The 18,916-nt window shown below is 44.1% G+C and carries 10 protein-coding genes and 1 pseudogene; 2 read left to right on the top strand and 9 right to left on the bottom strand.

Going from position 1 to position 18,916, the window contains the following annotated elements; genetic code table 11:
* Positions 1 to 319 precede the first annotated feature (319 nt).
* Complete coding sequence (locus IPM95_02425; protein ID MBK9328171.1) at positions 320 to 6,838, top strand: T9SS type A sorting domain-containing protein; 6,519 nt, start codon at positions 320 to 322, stop codon at positions 6,836 to 6,838.
* A gap of 189 nt (positions 6,839 to 7,027) precedes the next feature.
* On the opposite strand, the gene IPM95_02420 is transcribed toward IPM95_02425, so the two are convergent.
* From IPM95_02420 to IPM95_02395, 6 genes and pseudogenes are all read right to left on the bottom strand, one after another.
* Positions 7,028 to 9,199: a DUF4377 domain-containing protein gene (locus IPM95_02420; GenBank protein ID MBK9328170.1), complete on the bottom strand. Its 2,172-nt coding sequence runs from the start codon at positions 9,197 to 9,199 to the stop codon at positions 7,028 to 7,030.
* Positions 9,200 to 9,422: 223 nt separating this feature from the next.
* Positions 9,423 to 11,621: a DUF4377 domain-containing protein gene (locus IPM95_02415; protein ID MBK9328169.1), complete on the bottom strand. Its 2,199-nt coding sequence runs from the start codon at positions 11,619 to 11,621 to the stop codon at positions 9,423 to 9,425.
* A 227-nt stretch (positions 11,622 to 11,848) separates the two neighbouring features.
* Positions 11,849 to 13,174, bottom strand: a complete 1,326-nt coding sequence (locus tag IPM95_02410) for a hypothetical protein (protein ID MBK9328168.1) — start codon at positions 13,172 to 13,174, stop codon at positions 11,849 to 11,851.
* The gene (locus IPM95_02405) at positions 13,175 to 13,927 is read right to left on the bottom strand and encodes a zinc ribbon domain-containing protein (GenBank protein ID MBK9328167.1); all 753 of its coding nucleotides are present in this window, start codon (positions 13,925 to 13,927) and stop codon (positions 13,175 to 13,177) included.
* 83 nt (positions 13,928 to 14,010) lie between these two features.
* Positions 14,011 to 16,322, bottom strand: a pseudogene (pbpC, locus tag IPM95_02400) (penicillin-binding protein 1C).
* Between the two features lie 13 nt (positions 16,323 to 16,335).
* Positions 16,336 to 17,241 carry an alpha/beta fold hydrolase gene (locus IPM95_02395; GenBank protein ID MBK9328166.1) on the bottom strand — a complete coding sequence of 302 codons (906 nt, stop codon included), beginning with the start codon at positions 17,239 to 17,241 and terminating at the stop codon, positions 16,336 to 16,338.
* Positions 17,242 to 17,332: 91 nt separating this feature from the next.
* On the opposite strand from IPM95_02395, the gene IPM95_02390 reads away from it, so the two are divergent.
* A complete protein-coding gene (locus tag IPM95_02390; protein ID MBK9328165.1) occupies positions 17,333 to 17,587 on the top strand; it encodes a DUF2132 domain-containing protein in 255 nt (84 codons plus the stop codon).
* A gap of 9 nt (positions 17,588 to 17,596) precedes the next feature.
* Here the strand turns inward: IPM95_02390 and IPM95_02385 are convergent, their stop codons facing one another.
* From IPM95_02385 to IPM95_02375, 3 genes are all read right to left on the bottom strand, one after another.
* A complete protein-coding gene (locus IPM95_02385) occupies positions 17,597 to 17,869 on the bottom strand; it encodes a DUF4242 domain-containing protein (GenBank protein MBK9328164.1) in 273 nt (90 codons plus the stop codon).
* 62 nt (positions 17,870 to 17,931) lie between these two features.
* Positions 17,932 to 18,135, bottom strand: a complete 204-nt coding sequence (locus IPM95_02380) for a hypothetical protein (protein ID MBK9328163.1) — start codon at positions 18,133 to 18,135, stop codon at positions 17,932 to 17,934.
* 90 nt (positions 18,136 to 18,225) lie between these two features.
* Positions 18,226 to 18,804 (bottom strand): PhnA domain-containing protein, encoded by a 579-nt coding sequence (locus IPM95_02375; GenBank protein MBK9328162.1) that lies wholly within the window; start codon positions 18,802 to 18,804, stop codon positions 18,226 to 18,228.
* Positions 18,805 to 18,916 lie beyond the last annotated feature (112 nt).

Raw genomic sequence — 18,916 nt, 5'->3', positions numbered from 1 at the left:
CACCCTGTAAAGGAATGATACTTGACTTATGTCAATTGTTGATTTTAAGTTTCAATTAAGTAACATCAATCCGGAATTTCTCATTACTTTTTAAATTAAATTGTTTAAATTTAGATGCCGAATTGTATCTAAAAATTTAACGCACGCAACTTGAAATCGTACTTTATGGGAATAGGATGTTACAGTCAGGGTGTTTATCTTTTATCTTTTAAAGGATTATATGCCGGTTCCGGTAGAATTACTTCGTTCCTTTTTGATAGCTTAAATATAAATGTATCGGATAAGAAAAGTATTATTATTCCTCAATAAATGTACGCAGATGATTACATTCTACAATCCTTTTAATTTTCACAAAACAACATTATCCGAGCATTTGCTGGGCAGATGGAAGGTGATTTCTTGTGTGTTTATATTAATTTCTTTTGTGCAGGTTAATATTCTGAAAGCACAAACGCAAATTGCCGCACCGGTCACTTTATCCTACACCTCTGTCACCACTGCAGGAACCTGTGGTTCTACCGCAGCCGGAGGAAACTATACCAATGCCGCAGCCAGTGCTACAACGGCCAGGGATGCTGCTTTTAATACCGGTGGAGTGACGATAAACATTCCTGCAGTTTCCGGTTTAGCGGGATATCCTACTACCTGTTACTACTGGGGATTTACAACAGGAACAACCGGAGGGATTGGTGGTATAAAGGCGAATGGTAATTCCTGTGCGACCACACCTAACAATTTAAGTACACCCACGATTACATCTCCTACTGTTCTTACTGTCACCGGTTCCGCTCCTTATATAATTTATAATTCAGCCGGTTCACTGGTTACCGCCACCTACACGATTCGTATGACGGTTACCCTGACAGGTGCCACCTGGGGAAAGTATAACAATGGCGCTGCAGAATTCTATCTCGCTGGGCCTTTAAACGGTGCAGCAACCGCCAACGTGAAAATCGAGGCACTTTACAATGCGTCGGTAACTCCCCGTTATGTTTGTTCAGCGTTGACCGCCGGTACTTATTACCCGGCCGTGCGTATGTATGATATATTACCTACATCATCGTCCAATGTTATCTGTACCAGTTTTGTACCATGGTTCTACACCTTTGCAAAACCTTCCATGACAAGCGCCGCTACCAAAACGATATGTTCGGGTGCCGGCGCTGCGTTGTCATTAACTGCCGGTAATCCAAGTTCCATCCCTGCCAGTTATTCCTGGACCGTTCAAAGCCAGTCCGGAGTTACCGGTGCATCTTCCGGTTCTGTTGGAAACGGCGGCCAGCTCAATCAGGCTCTTACCGTCAGTACGGCTGATACCGGCAGAGCTACTTATGTCGTTACCCCTTTAGCGTTTTTGAATATCAATAACAGCAATATCGGTTCTTGTGCAGGTACGACTCAGACAGTCGGGATTAATGTAGTCCCTATACCAACAGCGAATACACCTTCTCCCAACAACCCGACCATTTGCAGCGCGACAGCCCCGGGCATTGCCATGACATCAAATACTACCGGAACCACCAATGATTTTACGTGGACAGTGGTGAATAACTCACCGGCATCAGGAGGTACCGCTTCATCCGCGAATGGCGTAACCTCCATTAATCAGACACTGAGTACAACATCTGCCGGCCCCGGGACAGTGGTATATACCGTTACACCGCGTGCATCGCTCAACTCGGTCTATTGCAGCGGTAGTACTTTCACACAAACCGTTACGGTTGTCAGTAAACCCACCCTTACGGTTACATCCACTCCTTCCGATGATTCCGTTTGTACCGGTTATCCCATCAACCTGGCATTAGCCAACAATACCACAGGAGCAGGAACGAATTCCTGGACATGGACCGCAACCAACGGAACCAATGTCTCAGGCGCTACTGCCTGTTCCACAGCATGTTCTACACCCATCAATCAAACTTTGACAAATTCAGGTACCCCGCATAGTACTGCCACTTATGTGATTACACCTGCATATACATACAATTCGGTTGTATGTACCGGAACTGCCGTCAATAAAATAATAAAAGTAAGTTCCAAACCGACCAAACCACTGGTGAATGGTTCCAATACCGATTTTACAATCACCTTCTGCGGTGCTGGCCAGTTGGTGAGTAATATCGTCCGTAATGATACCACCGTAAAGTATTATGACTCCACAGGGGTAAACTTATTGGCAACAGGTAGCGTCTATAATGTAACGACCCCTAGCCTTTATAAGGTCTTGACCTATAACATAAATACCGGATGTTATAGCGATACGGTAAGAGTTAGGGTACGCATGACCGCCCCTTTTTCCACTACTGTAACCAAAAGTAATTATAACGGATATGAGGTCAGTTGCAACGGCGGCAGTAATGGTTCCATTACCGTAGCGGCTTCCACTACTGCATATCCGGTAGTTTATACCTGGTCGACCGGCAGAACCCGAACCATCAATTCGGGAGTTGTGCGGGATTCCATCATCGGCACGCTGGCTGCCGGTACCTACTATATTTCCATGTCAGATGCGAGCGGCTGCGGAAAAGTGGACACGGTGGTGCTGACCTCTCCTCCGGCCCTGTCGTTGTCTCTGACTCCTTCCAATTATGACGGGTTTGGAACGAATTGTTCGGGAAGCAGTACAGGTTCCATTACCGCTACCCCCGGTGGCGGATATGGTACATATGCTTATGCATGGACATCCACACCTCCGGGCTATACTTCAACCAGCGGTAATATTTCAAGCTTACCGGCAAAGACCTATAATCTGACAGTAACGGATGGTAATTCCTGCACCATAGCCGGAAGTTCTGTCATTACTGATCCGAATGCCATTACTTTCACCTATTCGATAGGGTATGTATGTTCCGGCTCCACCTATACTTCAGCCATCGTCACCATTAACGCATCCGGAGGTGCTTCCGGTATCTATGAATACAAGATGGATGCCGGATCCTGGCAAACTTCTAACCAGTTTACAGGTCTGACGAATGGTTCCAACCATACCTTTCAGGTACGGGATGACAGTTATATAACCTGTTTAAGCGCTACGCAGAACTTTACCATTACTTTTCCACCCAACGGAACATCGGTGGGAGACTGTAATTATATTTATGTGACAACAGGCGGTGCAGGTAATTTAGGGTCAAAAGCCTGTCCGGCCACTTTAGACTCGGCATTTGCCATTTTTTCCAGAACTTCTGCCAGAAACCATATATTAATGGGTTCCGGTACTTACACCTTTAATAATACCACTATTGTCATTCCCGGTGCAGCAACCGGGTTGGTTATTGACGGCGGGTATAATACCACTACCTGGGTAAAAAGTACAGCTACACCCACCATTTTGAACGTAACCCCTTCATTGGTCGCCAACGCCGGTGAAGGTCATTATACCGGTATAGTCTTAAACGGCAATAATATATCGCTAAAAGATTTATCCATCAACGTATTGACCGGTGGTGCGTCGGGAACGACCGCTAACAGAGGTCGTTCCATTTATGGAATCTATTCCAACGGTCGGACAGGCTTTCTGATCAGCCGTTGTGCCATATCAACCGGTGCAGCCAGTAAGGGTAATGACGGAGCAACGCATTCCGGAAGCGGTGGCGGCGGTGCCGGTGCGTTAGGCGGAAGAAATGCCAATGCCTATGCATACGGTTGCAGTTCGTGCGGATCAAACGGAGACAATGGAGATAATGCCGCCGGATATGGCGGCGGATACGGAGCAGGCGGTGCGGGCGGTGCCAGATGTTGTGCAGAAGGCTGCAACTGGTACGGTTGTGATGCGGATGGGTGTAATAATGGTAATCCCGGTGGAAATGGCCAAAACGGAGCTCCGGGAACAAATGGAGCTGCTGCGGCAGCGAATACGACCGGATTAGGAATTTTCTATACTCCTGTAGATGGAAATGACGGTGCCAACGGCAAGGGCGGCGGCGGCGGCGGTCGTGGTGGCGAGGGTGCCAGCGGCACCTGTTGTACCTGTACCTGCGGTCCCTATTTCGGAACCGGCGGCAGAGGCGGAGACGGTGGTGACGGTGGATTAGGAGGCTATAAAGGATATGGCGGAGGCAGTTCATTTGATATTTACGTATACGGAGGCAGTGGTGTCGTAACAGATTGTTACGGTTCAGCCGGAGCTGCCGGTGGCGGCGGTTCAGGTTCAGCCGGCCAGGCGGCAACAGGCGGAACCGGCGGCGGAGCACCTGGAGATAACAGCGGTTATTGTGACGGAGGCAGAGGTGCCTGGGGCGGTGCCGGAGGTAACGGCGGTGTTGGCGGAAGTGGCTCCAACGGAGCTGCAGGTATCAGTGCAAGACTGCAGGTAGTAAATGGTGCTACTGTAACCGGAAGCGGAATATCAGGATCTGCTGTTCCAACTGACGGTACTGTAACAGCAGACGTGAACAGAGGCTGTACCAAATCACAGATTGGAATTACTAAGACTTCCGGTTCTGTATGGACGAATATAGCTACCAATCCTGCATTCGTATTAAATGAAGATTCTGCTTCCACAAGTTATACAACATCAACTTCCAATCCGTTCATTTATTATACCTCAACTGGCGTAAAAAACCTGTCGTTAGGTTCTACCACCTTATCCAATTTCATCAGTATTTACGATACGCGCTTAGTAGACCCGGTAATTACCGTGATGAGTGCCATTTCACCGAATTTGATTTGTCCGTCTGCATCCATTAGTTTAGGAACGACTCTGACAGCACCGCAGATAGCTAACATTACGAATTGGAACTGGGAGATTTCTCTGGTGAACGATCCGTTTAATTATGTATATACGTCTACCTCATCGGCACCGGGCACCGTTGCCGCACCAGTCGGCGGCTGGGAGTTAGGGGAGCTGTACCAGATACGGCTGCAAATGAAAGAGTTATGCTGCGGATGGTCTATTCCGATCTATCGCACATTTAGGATTTTTCCACAATTGGCTCAGCCTACCATTACGGCAGTACCTTCCGGAACGGTTTGCCAGAACAGTACTATTAAATATTATACCGCGGTTGCCGGGGCAACATCCTATAGCTGGACTGTTACAGGCGGTACGGTAGTACCGGGTGTTTCCACAGATACCATTTATGTTACCTGGCCTACTGCCACCACCGGTACAGTAGCCGTTATTCCGAAAAATTCCTGTACGCCTAATACAGACGGACCTGTCAGGTCAATCAATGTTGCAGTCAATGCCATACCAAGTGTATCCGTTTCGAATTCAGATCCTACCATCTGCAGACCGGGCAGCACTACCTTAACGGCTAATGCCGGTTCCGGCGGCGGTACAGGTAATGGTTCATTTACCTATATCTGGTCTCCGGGAAGTTCAACGGCTAACCCGATCACCTTTACACCTTCTGCGGCGGGTACTTACACCTATACGGTACAGGTGACTGAAGGCGGAAGCGGCTGCAAGGTGGTATCACCGGATATAACCGTTACGGCGGACGATGCACCGTCGGCTACACCGTCCTTAAGTAAATTATTTGCCTGCGATCCGTCAGCCGTTTTGCTGGCAAGTTCAGTAACTTCCGGTGCTACCATCATTTGGGACAAGGTTTCGGGTACCGGTAGTCCCAGTTCATCCGGTTCAAACCCGTTAACGGTTACGGGTCTGACAGGGGGAGCCACTACCATTTATGATTTACTGATTTCCAAAGGCAACTGCGATAGTTTGAATATGGGTTCCGTTTCCATAACAGCACCATCGATTGGTACCACCACCATTGCCACTGCTTCCAGTTGTGATTATTGTGTCGTAACAGACGGCTCCACCAAATCTTTCTATAACAGCAGCGGCCATATCATAGCAACTATCGTGGATGATGCTGCCGTTACGCCTAACAGGCTGGATACGACAGAAGTTTGTATCGGAATGATGGCATATACTTCTACAACGGTTCCAACCGTTTATACTTCCTTCGGAGATTATCAGCCTTACCTGCCAAGAAGATGGTCCGTTAAGCCGATTAATAACACCAAATCGCTTGTTAAGTTTTACTTTAAAGCTGCCGAATTAAATGCCCTGCAAACGGCAGCCATAGGTACTGATTATCAGTTTTCCAACCCGATGACAGATTTGGTGATTACCAAGTTTGCAGGCGGTACAGGTGGTTCATTTACAGCACCTCCGGTATTCCCGGCAACAAATAATTCAGCGGTCGTCATATTCCCGGTCGTCAAGAAATTTCCAAACTTAACGACAGGTCCCGATTATTCCGTTGAATTTGAAGTAAGCAGTTTTTCCACTTTCTATCTGCATCCAAGTCAGTTCCCGTTTGCTCCTTTACCGGTGGAACTTATCTCTTTCACCGGCTGGAATCAGGGAAGGGTGAACCAGTTGCAGTGGATTACAGCCTCTGAACAGAATACGGCGCGTTTTGAAATTGAAAAGAGTGTCAATGCCATTTCCTGGACGATGATAGGAACGAAGGCTGCTGCCGGTAATTCTACCCAGACCATCACCTATACTTTTACGGATAACAATCCGGTGGTTGGTTTTAATTACTACCGACTGAAAATCATCGATACAGACGGCACGATTTCTTACAGCAAAATCATCGATATCAACCTGACAGATGTGGTGATAAACGGTTTTGTAAACATCTATCCGAATCCCACTACGGGCGGGCTGAATGTCGACATACAGTCTACCGCCAATTATAACACCACAATAATGGTTTATGATGTATTGGGAAGCATCCAACAGGAGAATACGGCCGCGCTTAAGAGAGGATTGAACGCGCTGCAGTTTGACTTTTCTGCTTTAGCAAAAGGCACTTATCTGTTGAAATATATGGACAACAATGGAAAAATGCATACCGAAGAGTTTGTGAAAAACTAATATCATCTCTTTCTTAGAATAATAAATAACCCCTGCTTTTCAGGGGTTATTTATTTTAAACTGGATAGTTTCAAAAGACCTCTAGCGAAATGGAATAGTAAGGTATAATGGAAAAAAGACATTACCGTGCAAGCGGTAATCCCACTATCCGAATTCATCTTAAGATGAATTCGGATAGTGAGTTAATTTTTATTTCCCTTCCACTCCGAAAAAGGTAACTTCAAAGGATACCGGATTGGATAAGTTCAGGTTGTTGGATTCTTTGGTTGGCAAGAAAGCATATTCACCTATCGGCAGATTGGAAGGAAGGATGATTTCGTACAAATCCCCCTTTATCTTTCTGAAATCTATTTTTATAATAGAACTGCTGATGTTTTTAGGGGTTCCGCCAATTTTTTTTCCGGTCGGTATGATTCTGGAGTTTTTAGTGGACTCAACTCCCAGCAATGTAAATAAACCGGAAGGATTTTCAGTTCCTTTGATTCTGATAACCATTTGAGGAAGATTTTTTTCCTTTAACTGACATGGGGATTCCATCTTATCGGTTACAAAGGTGATATAACCGTTCTTGTCTATTTCAATCGCGGCATCCGACCGTTCCATGTCCGCCAGTTCATCGCCGTTGATGTAATAGGGTTTATTGTAAGCATCGGGCAGCGGTATGTCAGCATCTTCCAGCGGAACATATGTTTTCTGTTTTGAAACTGAACTGACGGTGGTTGTAGAGCTTTTTACAGTTGTGGAACCGGTATAGATTGCCGTACCTTTATTTTCTTCTATTCCAAAAAAGGTAACATCAAAAGCAATCGGATTGGATATATTCAGGTTGTTGGACTCGGTAACCGGAAGGAATGCATATTCGCCTATAGGCAAATCTGCAGGCAGTATGATTTCATAGATATCTCCTTTGATTTTTCTGAATTCAATGTCTATGATCGATTTGCTGATATCTTTGGTCTTACCCCCGATAATTTTCCCGGTCGCGATAATCCTGGAGTTCTTGGTGGTTTCTACCGTCAGCAATGTGAATAATTCCGATGGTGTTTCACCGCTTCTTATCTTTAGGATAATTCTGGGCAGATTCCTTTCTTTCAACTGACATGGAGATTCCATATTTTTTGCCTCAAAGGTGATATGGTTGTTCTTCTCCAGTTTCAGGCTTACAGCAGATCTTTCCATTTCCCTTAAGGTGTTATTTTCCAGATAATAGAGGATGTCGTATTCATCAGGCTGAGGTATGGCTGTGGAGACAGTAGGTTTATCGGAAGTCGTACTGATTTTTGTAGCTGACTTTGAAGGACTCTCGGTGTTAGTCTCTTTTTCCTTTTCCGCCAGTTGTCTCTTCAGTTCTTCGATTTCCTTTAATTTTTTTTGTTTTTCCTGTTCCACTCTTGATTTCTGCGCTTCTTCCTGTTTTTGCTTTTCCTCTTTCAGCTTCTGCTCCTCAGCTTCTTTTTGCTTTTTGGCAGCCAGCTGTTTTTGCAGTTCTTCCAGCTGCTTTTGCAGTTCGTCCACTTCATTGCTGGTTGTCGAAGTAGAGGAGTTGCTGGTTTTGGTCACCGTTAATTCCGATTCTTTGGAACTGAAATTGGAGAGTTTATAATTGGAGGAGGCATTGGTCACTTCTTTCTGCCCCGGATCAGAAGCAAACTCCATGAGGTATTTTCCCTGACCGGACAAAATAAGTACACCGCTCCTGATTTCGTAATGGTCGGCTAGCTGCAAGGCATCCAAAAACAGGGTTTCCATCTTTTTATTGCTGCAACTGCTCAGTCCCGCGGTCAGTTTGCCGGCTTCAAAACCGTTGTTTTGGTTGGTTCTTAGTACGCCTTCAAACGGATTGCAGGCGCCGATACCTTTAATCTTGTCGTTGAAGGTGTTGATTTCCATCCAGACTATATTGTCATCAGTGACCAGGCTGCTGCCGTCCTCATCCTTGATTTTTCGCAGGTACCATCGGTTATCCAAAGGAGAGGAGGTGGTAATGGATGTGGGCTGTATGATTTTGGGAGTATTGCTGACCGTTTTAGCAATGGCCTTTTTTGAACTGATTTTTACCAGCACATATTTGAACAGCGACTCGCCGACTGCAATGGGAGGGTCTTTCAGTTGTTGTTTGACAACAATGGTATACGTGTAACCTTTTTCGTAGTTGAAGCCCTCAATGGGTTCATTATAAATCTCAAATTCTTTTCTGCCGGGCTGTTTGACCAGCAGGCACTGATTGTCTGAATTGTCGCAGGCAGCCGTTTCTGCATCTACCACCCAGGTTTGCGGGGTGGTGTTGAATGATTCGGCATGGGTGAGTTTTGTAAAAGTAGATATGCCAATAATCAGGCAGATACTAAATAATGTTTTCATAGATGGAATTATTTAGTTTAAAGTTAACCACCGCATTTTAAAATAGTATTAATTCAAAGAAAATAAATGGCACCTTACTCATCCACACCAAATAAATTGATTGTTTTGCAGCCGGGAATGCTGATTTTTAGGGCATATTCACCGGGTTGGAATGAGTCGTACTGATTTAATAAGAACTTCTTATTTTTATTTAAAATGAGGTTATTTTAAAAATTTCAAAAAATTAAGGAGCAATGCCGAAACAATTTATTTTAACGGTTTTTGAAGTTAAGATATTACTTTCTCCTTCCATGATTGGAAGAAATCCGTATTCTCCAACTTCAAGTTGTTCTGGAATAATTACTTCAAATAGAGTATCCCGAATTTTCTTAAATTCTACGGGAATGATATTGCCACTTACATTTCTAGCTCCACCAAACATCTTGCTGCTTCCAATTTTAAATCTTCTCCTGTCTTTTTGAGTAATCGCCTTACATAAAGATATTACATCATAGGGGTCAATACTTTTACTTTCTGTGGATATAAATATACGCGGCATATTACCATCTTTAAATTGAATTTTTGATTCTGGACTGAAAGCCGTTAGGAATCTGTCTACGCCACCATACCCGGCACCCTTTACTTTCATATCGAAGGATGATTCAGATCTTTCAAATTGGATTAAAGTATTACCATCTAGATAATAAGGTCTCAATGGATATTCCGGCTCTGGTATATTATTTCCTTTGTTTACAGTAAATTTTACAGTCTCATAATTATCCTGTAATGTTTCAGTTTCTCTTTTTACAACAGTAGAACTAGACGTTATGGGTTTGGTTTCAGAAATTGGGGAGCTATTGGTAGAAGAAGATTTAGGTATTTGGTTGGATGGAGTTGTAGTTACTTCCTTTTCTTTTTCAGCTATCTGTCTTTTTAGCTCTTCAATTTCTTTCTGCTTCTGTATTTTTTCCTGTTCGAGTTTTTGTCTCTTTGCCTCATCCTGTTTCTGTTTTTCTATTTCGGCCAGTTGTTGTTTTAATTTTTCTGCTTCCTGCTGTTGCTGCAATTTTTCCTGCTCCATTTTCTTCTGCGCTTCGGCAGCATCGGTTTGCTTTTTAGCTTCCAGTTGTTTTTTCAGCTCTTCCACCTGTTTCTGAAGTTCATCCACTTCCTTGTTGTCGGTGGCTGAAGCAGCGGATACATTGGCAGGAGGGGTATTGGCTGTAGGAGTTGGTGTTATGGATTGAACGGGAACAGGCTGTACCGTATTCGTATTTAATGCAACCGGCTGGTAATTCGTAGACGTACTAGTCTCCTCCTTCTGATTCGGGTCGGAAGTGAGTTCCATCAGGTATTTCCATTGTTTGGATAGTATCAGGTTGCCGTTCCTGATTTCAAAACGGTCGGCTTGCTGTAATACGCTGTAAAATAATTCTTCCAGTTTTTTATAGCCGCAATTTACGTAGCCTGAAGTCAGTTTGCTGATTTGAAAGGACGTGACCAGGTCAGTGCGTACTACCGCCTCAAATTTGTTGCAGGCACCAAAGCCTTTAAGTTTGTCATTGAAGGTGCTGATTTGTATCCACAGCACATTGTCATCGGTAGTGAAACTGCTGCCTTCCGATTCCTTCATCTTCCGCAGATACCACTTCTTATCCAGGGCGGAGGATGTCGGTATGCTGGTGGCCGGAATGTCTTTTACAGAGGATGTAGCGTTTGTCTGGATTGTTGAGGAATAGGGGTTTCGTTGGTTCACACAGGATATCTTTGTCGGATTGTATTCGACAAATTCTTTTTTAATGACTTTGACGAAATCATAATCTTCTCCGTTTTTGCGTGCCTGCAAAACATATCGGTTGCCGGCTTCATAGGTAAACCCGTAGATACAGCCGTTGAAAATCTCATATTCCTTGCGGCCTTTCTCTTTCAGCAAAAAACATTGTTTCTCCGAGCCGGATTCACAGGCGATGGTGCCATAATCCAGGTCAATCTGAACGATTGCGCCCGTGTTGGTCGTTGGAGTCGGTACACTGATGTTGCTGTATTTGCTGTCGGTTGACGCCATTACTTTGACCAGCTCGTATTTGTAAATGGATTCATTCGCCTGTATCGGCGGCTGTTTCAGTGTTTGTCTGACCTGAAGGGTGTAGGTATTCCCTTCTGTAAATTCAAAGCCTTCAATAATATCTTCAAATATCTCAAATTCCTTCTGTCCGGCTTTTTTTATGAGCATACACTGTCCTAAGGTACAGGGAGTGGATGTGGCATCCACCTTCCATATTTCGGTTCCGGCGGCAGGCTTGGGTGCCGTATTCACCGGTTTGGGTTTGCTGACTGATGGACTTTTTTGCGGCGTAACCGGCGTAGTGGGAATGACTACGCCTTTTTGAGCTAAAACATTTAATATTAAAATTGTTAGTAGAAAAGAAAGTGTTTTTTTCATGTATTTACTTTTATATGTTTTATAATCGTCTGAATTGTAAATTCAACTATTTTCTTTTTGTCTTGATACAAAAAGAAACAAAAAAATCAAGGCAAAATAATCGTTCTGCGCTTCATAGCAGCGCTCAGCTACGTATTTTGCCATCCTACGCTTCTTTTCATTTTGCTATATTTTTGTCTTTAGTCTGGTTCTGAATTATTTTTAACGATTGTATTAAACTCAATATTTTATTTTGTAGGGACATAGGTGAAATCAACGGTAGTTTCGGTTGTACTGCCGGATTGAATAAAAATGGTTTCAGGATGGTTTATTAATTTTTCAGGTTGATCTGCACTGGTATTCAGCGAAACCGATGCGCAGTTCTGGCAGCCTTTTAACTTTATCGGATTGCCGTTGGTATTGACAAGAATCGTGCAATTCTTTAAAGGTGCGAAACTGAACCAGGCATTGACCGGAGCGGTGTTTTTATAACTGATTTTGTTGGTAGTTGCCTTGTCAATGGTGTTGTTATTATAAGTAACCTCCAGTTCGGCGGCGGCTTTTGTTCCGGCATTGTCGTCCAGGTTTAGTTCAACGACATAGGATGGATTACCGTTTTCCGCCTGCTGGGATTGGATAGTCAGCCCCTTTATTTCATCGGCTTTTATTGGCCCCCAGGATAATACCTCTTTCCCGGTCAGCGCTGTTTTGATTTGCTCGATTATGGCGGAATTGTCTGAAGGAATATTTTCAGGAGTGCTGACGGCTTCAGTAGTTTTTGCTTCCGAAGCTGTAATACCTAAAACCGCTTTTATTTGTTGTGGAAACAGGAAATAGGTTGTACCTGCCAGTATGCCTGCTGCAAGAAGCGGCAGGAGGACGAATAAAAGAAATTTCCGGAATGTGCCGCCGGAGGGTTGCTCCGCCGTTTGGAGCATTGCTGCTGTTGCAGCTTTTTCTTGTTCCTGTTGCACTGCCTTTCTTTTTTCTTCCGCTTCTTTTTCCAGAAGCAATTGTGCCGCTTTCTTTTTTTCTTCCGCCTCGCGCAATTCCCGCTCTATTCGTTCGCGTTCCAGTTTTTCTTTCAGTTCCCGTTCCAGCCGTTCCTTTTCCGCCTGTTCCCGGTGTATCTTCTCGCGGACTTCTTTTTCTATCTTTTCGCGCAGCAAGCGTTCTTTCTCATCCTGCTCCCTTTGAAGCTGCAGCAGCCGCTCTTTTTCTTTTTGTTCCGCTTTCTGCCGTTCCTGTTCTTGTTGTTTTCTTATGGCCTCCAGGCGTTCTCTTTCTTGTTTTTCTTTAAGTTCTTGTTCCCGTTTCTGATGTAATAGTTGGTTTTGACGCTCTTTTATTAGTCGCTCTTGTTCTAAAAGTTTCTGATGTTCTTCATCTATGTTCAACTTTCCGGTACCTGTATCAGTTGCAGTATTTATGAAAGGCTTTCCCTCAGAGTCGATTAGCTGGCCGTTTTGGTTTTTATATAATAAACTTCCACAGCTTCTGCAAAATCTGCTTTTACCGTTGTCAATTTGGGTGGTTTCGTATTCAGTGCCGCAGTTATTACAAAACATAATCATTTACTTTAATTTATTTCCGCAATTTTCACAAAAAATATCGTTTGGATTTATTATTTCTTTACAGGATGGGCAGGTTCTTGGAGTGGGTACTTTAGTGTTATCTGTTGCCTCGATTATTTCAATATTTGTTATTTGTTCGCTATTATTCAGCATTCTTCGGATGTTTGTAGCAATATCTGTTGAGACCAGCACTTTTTCAGAGAAATAGTAAAAAATCATTAACATAAATAAAGCGGATAAAAATGAAATGAATAGTAAGCCGCAGGCAACCATAACGGGGCCTCCAAGATAACCGCTTAATTCTCTGGATAATCCACCCAACTCTCCAAGAAAACCATTGAGAATATATGTGTTGCCAATGAACAATAAGGCTACAAAAGAAACGACTCCAATTAAAAAAATATACAGTGCTATTATTTCTCCGGTTAGTTTGAGCAGAATTGAAATAATGGGCGTTACGGTAAAAGGAGATTTCGGTAATTGTTTTATTTCTGCAGAATGATATGCATGGATTTGAAAAATAAATATCCCCAGGATAAAGAAAAGAGCAGAAGCTAAAATGATACTTATTACTAACCCGATAGTAATATTATCTGTATCTAATCCCTTGATCAGAAAAATAAGTGATCCGATTGAACTAATGATCAATATAATCCAACCAATAACCGATACTATACTTGATGTTGATTTTTTTATAAAAAAACCGTCATTTATCTTTTTTAGGAATGGAAACAGGAATGTCAGGGGATTCATAGTTGTGTTTTTTAATGACATTATTTATCTGAAATATACTATAAATATTTTATATTACAAATATATGTTGTTGAAATTAATTTTCACATCTCCTTCACCACCACCCGGCTGTCCGTATTCCTGCCTTTGTCGTCGGTACAGGAGATTTTCAGTTTGCCTAAAGTTGGAGTGATGAATACCGGTTTGTTCTTATCGATGGTTTCTACAAAGGCATCGTTGATATACCAGGAAATCGTCGCCACGTCGTTAGCGGCATGTGCAGTCAGCATCAGTTCCTGCCTTTTGCCGGCCTGTATGTAATACACGCTTCCGTTTACGGGTTGTACGATGTTGGGTTGGTTGTTCTCAAACACTTTCCTGCAGCTGGGCTGGTGCGCCGGTATTTTGATATAGGGCAGATGCATGGTCTCCAAATAATGCAGCAGGTCCGGTGCGTAATTGGGATACCATTTTTCCAGATATCCATCTTCCGGCAAACAGGAACTGCAATATGAAATGGAACTGTCCGAACTCACCCATACTTTTTTCAGGTGGCTGCATTTCCTATTGCTGCTGACACCCGGAATGTAATAGGCCTGAATTTTATTTGTGCAAAAATCATTTGGGATATCGCCGCTTTCCGAACACACCCATCTGTACTGTAAATCTTTAGGCCGTTTAAACCAGTCTTTCTCGTTGATATGGGTGATGGTGTTGAAAATCTGCAGCAGCAGCGGTGTCGCAATATCCGCGCCCGACAGTTCGGGAACGCCTTTGCCGTCGAAGTTGCCCGTCCAGACACCCACCGTATACTGGTTGTTGAATCCGATGCTCCAGGCATCGCGGCGGCCATAGGAAGTGCCGGTTTTCCAGGCGATTTTAGGAATGTTCAGTACATTCTCCGCTCCGTTGGGCAGGTCTGTCCTTCGCAGCATCGTCAGGATTTGCGCCACCATGTAGTTGGCTTCCGGAGATAGTATTTCTGTCCCTTTCCGGCATCGGCGTATTTGGTAAATACAGGAGGGAAGTAGGTGCCGTTATTGGCGAACACCGAATACATGCCGGCCAGTTCTTCCAGGCGAACCCCACAACCGCCCAGTGCTACAGACAGTCCCAGTTTTTCCCTGTCTTTTTCAATCTGGGAGAAGTGGAGTTTGTCTAAGTTTTCCAGCAAGGTCTTCAGCGAAATTTCATGCAGCACCTTTACCGCCGGAATATTCAGCGATTGCGCCAGTGCATCCGATATGGCGATATCTCCGTGAAAACTTTCATCGTAATTTTCCGGTATATATCCGTCAAAATTCACGGGTACATCTGCAATCACGGAGCGCGGGGTGTAGATGCCTTTCTCAAATGCAAGGCCGTATATCAAAGGCTTTAAGGTGCTGCCGGGAGATCGAACCGCTTTCACGCCGTCCACCTGTCCCTGCGTCGAAGCACTGTAAAAATCGGGTGATCCGACATAAGCAACCACTTGATGAGTCCGGTTGTCAAGGATGATGACCGCCGCGTTTTTAATGTCTTTGAATTGCAGGACTTTGGAGTAGTTGTGCACCATTTCTTCCATATCCAGCTGCATCGTGTAGTTCAGGTGCGACTCTATGATGGGTTGGGTCGGGTACATCTTTTTTAGCCGGATACAGAAATGCAGGGCGTATTTGGGTGGTGTACGGCGGTATGCAGACAAAGGTTCTTCGAGTGCATCGTCAATGCTTTCTTTGGAGAAGGCTTTCTTTTGCAGAAATTTCTTCAGCCACCGGTTGCGTTCGCTTTGGATATAGGCATTGTTTCTGCCTAACTGCAGGCTGCTCGGGCGGTTGGGGATAATGGTAAGAGTCGTCACTTCTGCCAGACTCAGTTGGGCAGGTGATTTTCCGAAATAAAGGAATGCCGCAGATTTGACACCTTCAATATTGCCTCCGTAAGGTACCAGGTTCAGGTAAAGCTGTAAAATTTCCTTTTTACTGAAATTCCATTCCAGTTGCAAAGCCCTGAAAAGTTCGAGCAACTTGGAAGACATGGTGCGTTCTTTGGGCTCCAGCATCCTCGCAACCTGCATGGTGATGGTGGAAGCTCCCGAAGTTCGTTTGTGCCGGATGGTATTATTGACCAATGCCCGGAATACTGCCACCGGGTTGACGCCGAAATGCCAGTAAAACCATCGGTCTTCCTTCTGAAGGAATGCCTGCTGCAGGGTAGGGGTGATTTCACTGAGTCGGGTGTACATCCGCCATTTATCGTCATTCGACAGAAAAGAATACAGGACAGTGCCGTCTTCCGCTTCAATAATGGTGGAGTAATTCCTGTTGGTTTGCAATGGGAAAATGATATCAGCAAGGTTGAACAGTACCATAACAGCAGCCAGGTAAAAAAGCTGCCTCGCATATTTTTGTAAGAATGCTTTTAGAATGTTCATTTTCCTTTAACCGTCATTTTGCAATCAGCATTTTTTTTATTTTTTCCGCGATTTCAGCTGCATAAAATTGCGGAGCGCAGATATGGCATTTTTTTACTTCGTAAAATTCTTTAGGCTCATTGGCATGGTCAAATATCTTTTTACCCATGTAAAATGGAATCATTTCGTCCTCCGTGCTGTGTATGACCAAAACCGGTTTATGAAAATCTTTGATGGATTTGACGGCGCTGTACCCCTGTTTGACGAATATTTTCCCCAGTACCGGAACCATGTGCCCGCCGATGTCTTTATGGGAAGAAAAAGCACCTTCTATGATGAGTCCGCTGATTGCATCCGGTCGCTGAGCTGCCACCACAGCCGACAGGTGTCCGCCGAGTGACTGTCCGTACAACAGCAGTGTTGTGGTGTTGATATCCGGCCTTGTTTTTAGATAATCGAGTGTGGAAAGCGCATCGATGAGCACATTTTTCCGGGTGGATTTTCCCTGAGAGAATCCGAAGCCGCTGTAGTCGAACATAAATACCTGAAACCCTTTTTCTGCAAGCGGGGAAATGGCCTTGTATTGACTGAGCAGACAGCCTCCGTTGCCGTGCAGGTGGAGCAGGGTAGTGGTGGCGGTAGTGTTCTTGGGTTTTAAGAGCCACCCGTTCAGTATATTGCCGTGGGCACTTTTGTAGTTTACGCTTTCTATGGAGAAATCAAAAGTAATGGTATCCGTCCCGTTTTTTAGGAACAACGGCTGATGAGCCTCCCCTGAAAATAAAACCACAGTGGAGTCGCTGGACGTTTTTAGTCTGAGTTGAGTTGTAGAGGCAGGTATCTTGGCAGGCTGCAGAAACAGTTTATTAAAACTGCAGGATGTGAGCAGAATGGTTATGATCAGTAATTGGAAAATATTCAGTTTTGGTTTGCCAGACATATTTTGACAGTTGGTTAATTCTGTACACAATATAACTTTTTTAGATTTATGCCTATATTAGTTTCCGTATTGAGTTTTGTAAAAATAAGATATGCCGGAAAGACAAACCAATAACCCTCTGCACGGCATCACGTTGGAAATGATGCTTCGTTACCTGCTGGCCTATTACAGCTGGGAAGGTTTGTATGACCAAGTGCCGGTAAATTGTTTTAAAATCAATCCTTCCATCAAGTCAAGCCTGACTTTTTTGCGCAAAACACCCTGGGCGCGGCAACGGCTGGAAACCATATTCATCTACATTACACGCGATGGGATAAAAGAAGAATGGTTTGATTATAAAGAATAGTATATAAAACTATTCAGCAGTACCTGGGTCAATAACGGTACTGACAGCATTGACCGCATTGGCCGGAAAGCCGCCTTGCCGGGCATGTTCCCTCACCATTTCTTCGTTGGGCGCATTGTAAATGCAGTAAATTTTATTGGCAGTAACATAGCTGTGTACCCACTGGATTTCAGAACCCATACTCCTTAATACTCCGCAGGAGGTTTGTGAAATGGCTTTCAGTTGTTCAGGTGACAGATTTCCCGCTCCGGGTATTTCTCTTTCGATTACATAGGTTGGCATAGGTTTATTTTTTGGTTTTGAATAAATTAAAGTTACGATTTATTTGAAACAGGTAACACTATTCAGGAACGTGTCTTTTCTTTTTTTGACCAGATGATAAGCAGCCAGACGATGGTAACAACACAGGCAATACGGAATATCCAGATGTATTGAATCAGGTATTCATAGAAATAAAGTCCGATTAGCAGATAGCAGGAGCCAGCGCCCAGTTTAAGTAAGCCCAATTCCCAATTAGACCAGGTTGTTTTTGTTTTTAAAAAGTTCATGTAACTGATTTGCCATTAAAGTTACACACTTTTTAAGACAGGGAGGGTGAATAGTTATACTGGTTGCATTTCTGTTTGAAATATACAATGCTATACTTTTCTTAAATATTTGGTCAGGATAACAATCGTCTGTCCCTCGATTTTGCCCTCAATTTGTTCCGTGTTGTCGTGCACCAGCCGGATATTCTTGACGACTGTACCTAAACGGGCATTCAGGTTGGAGCCTTTCACATCCAGCGATTTGGTGAGTATCACCGAGTCCCCGTTTTGCAGGATATTGCCATTGCAATCTTTATGCAATTCCACTTCGGATGAGTTTTCATGGTCGCCGGTAGATTTTGCCCATGCCATAGTGGTATCGTCAAAGTATAGCATGTCTATGGCATCTACAGCCCAGCTTTCATGGCGTAAACGGTTGAGCATCCGCCACGCAACGACCTGTACAGCCGGCACTTCGCTCCACATGCTGTCTAAAAGGCATTTCCAGTGCGCGCTGTCCATCGGTTCTTTCCGGTTGAGCTGGTTGCTGCACGTCTCGCATACCAGCAGGCTGTCGCCGATGCGCTGCTGCGGATGGGGAGGGATATCGTAAACGCTTAAATTATGGGTGGATGCGCATAATTCACATTGGTTATTGCTGCGCGCTCTTAGTTCTGATTCTACACTCATGATTTCGAAATGTTTACAAAGGTACGGAATATATTTAGAGAAAATTCAACAACGAATCCTCCTGTAATTGGGTAATGCCCATTCTCTATATCCCTATAAGATTTTGTGTTCG

This window comes from Sphingobacteriales bacterium (assembly GCA_016719635.1).
In the GTDB taxonomy this organism is placed as follows: Bacteria; Bacteroidota; Bacteroidia; order Chitinophagales; family JADIYW01; genus JADJSS01.
Note: the sequence above shows the minus strand (reverse complement) of the source record. Positions and strands in the feature narration are given on the sequence as shown.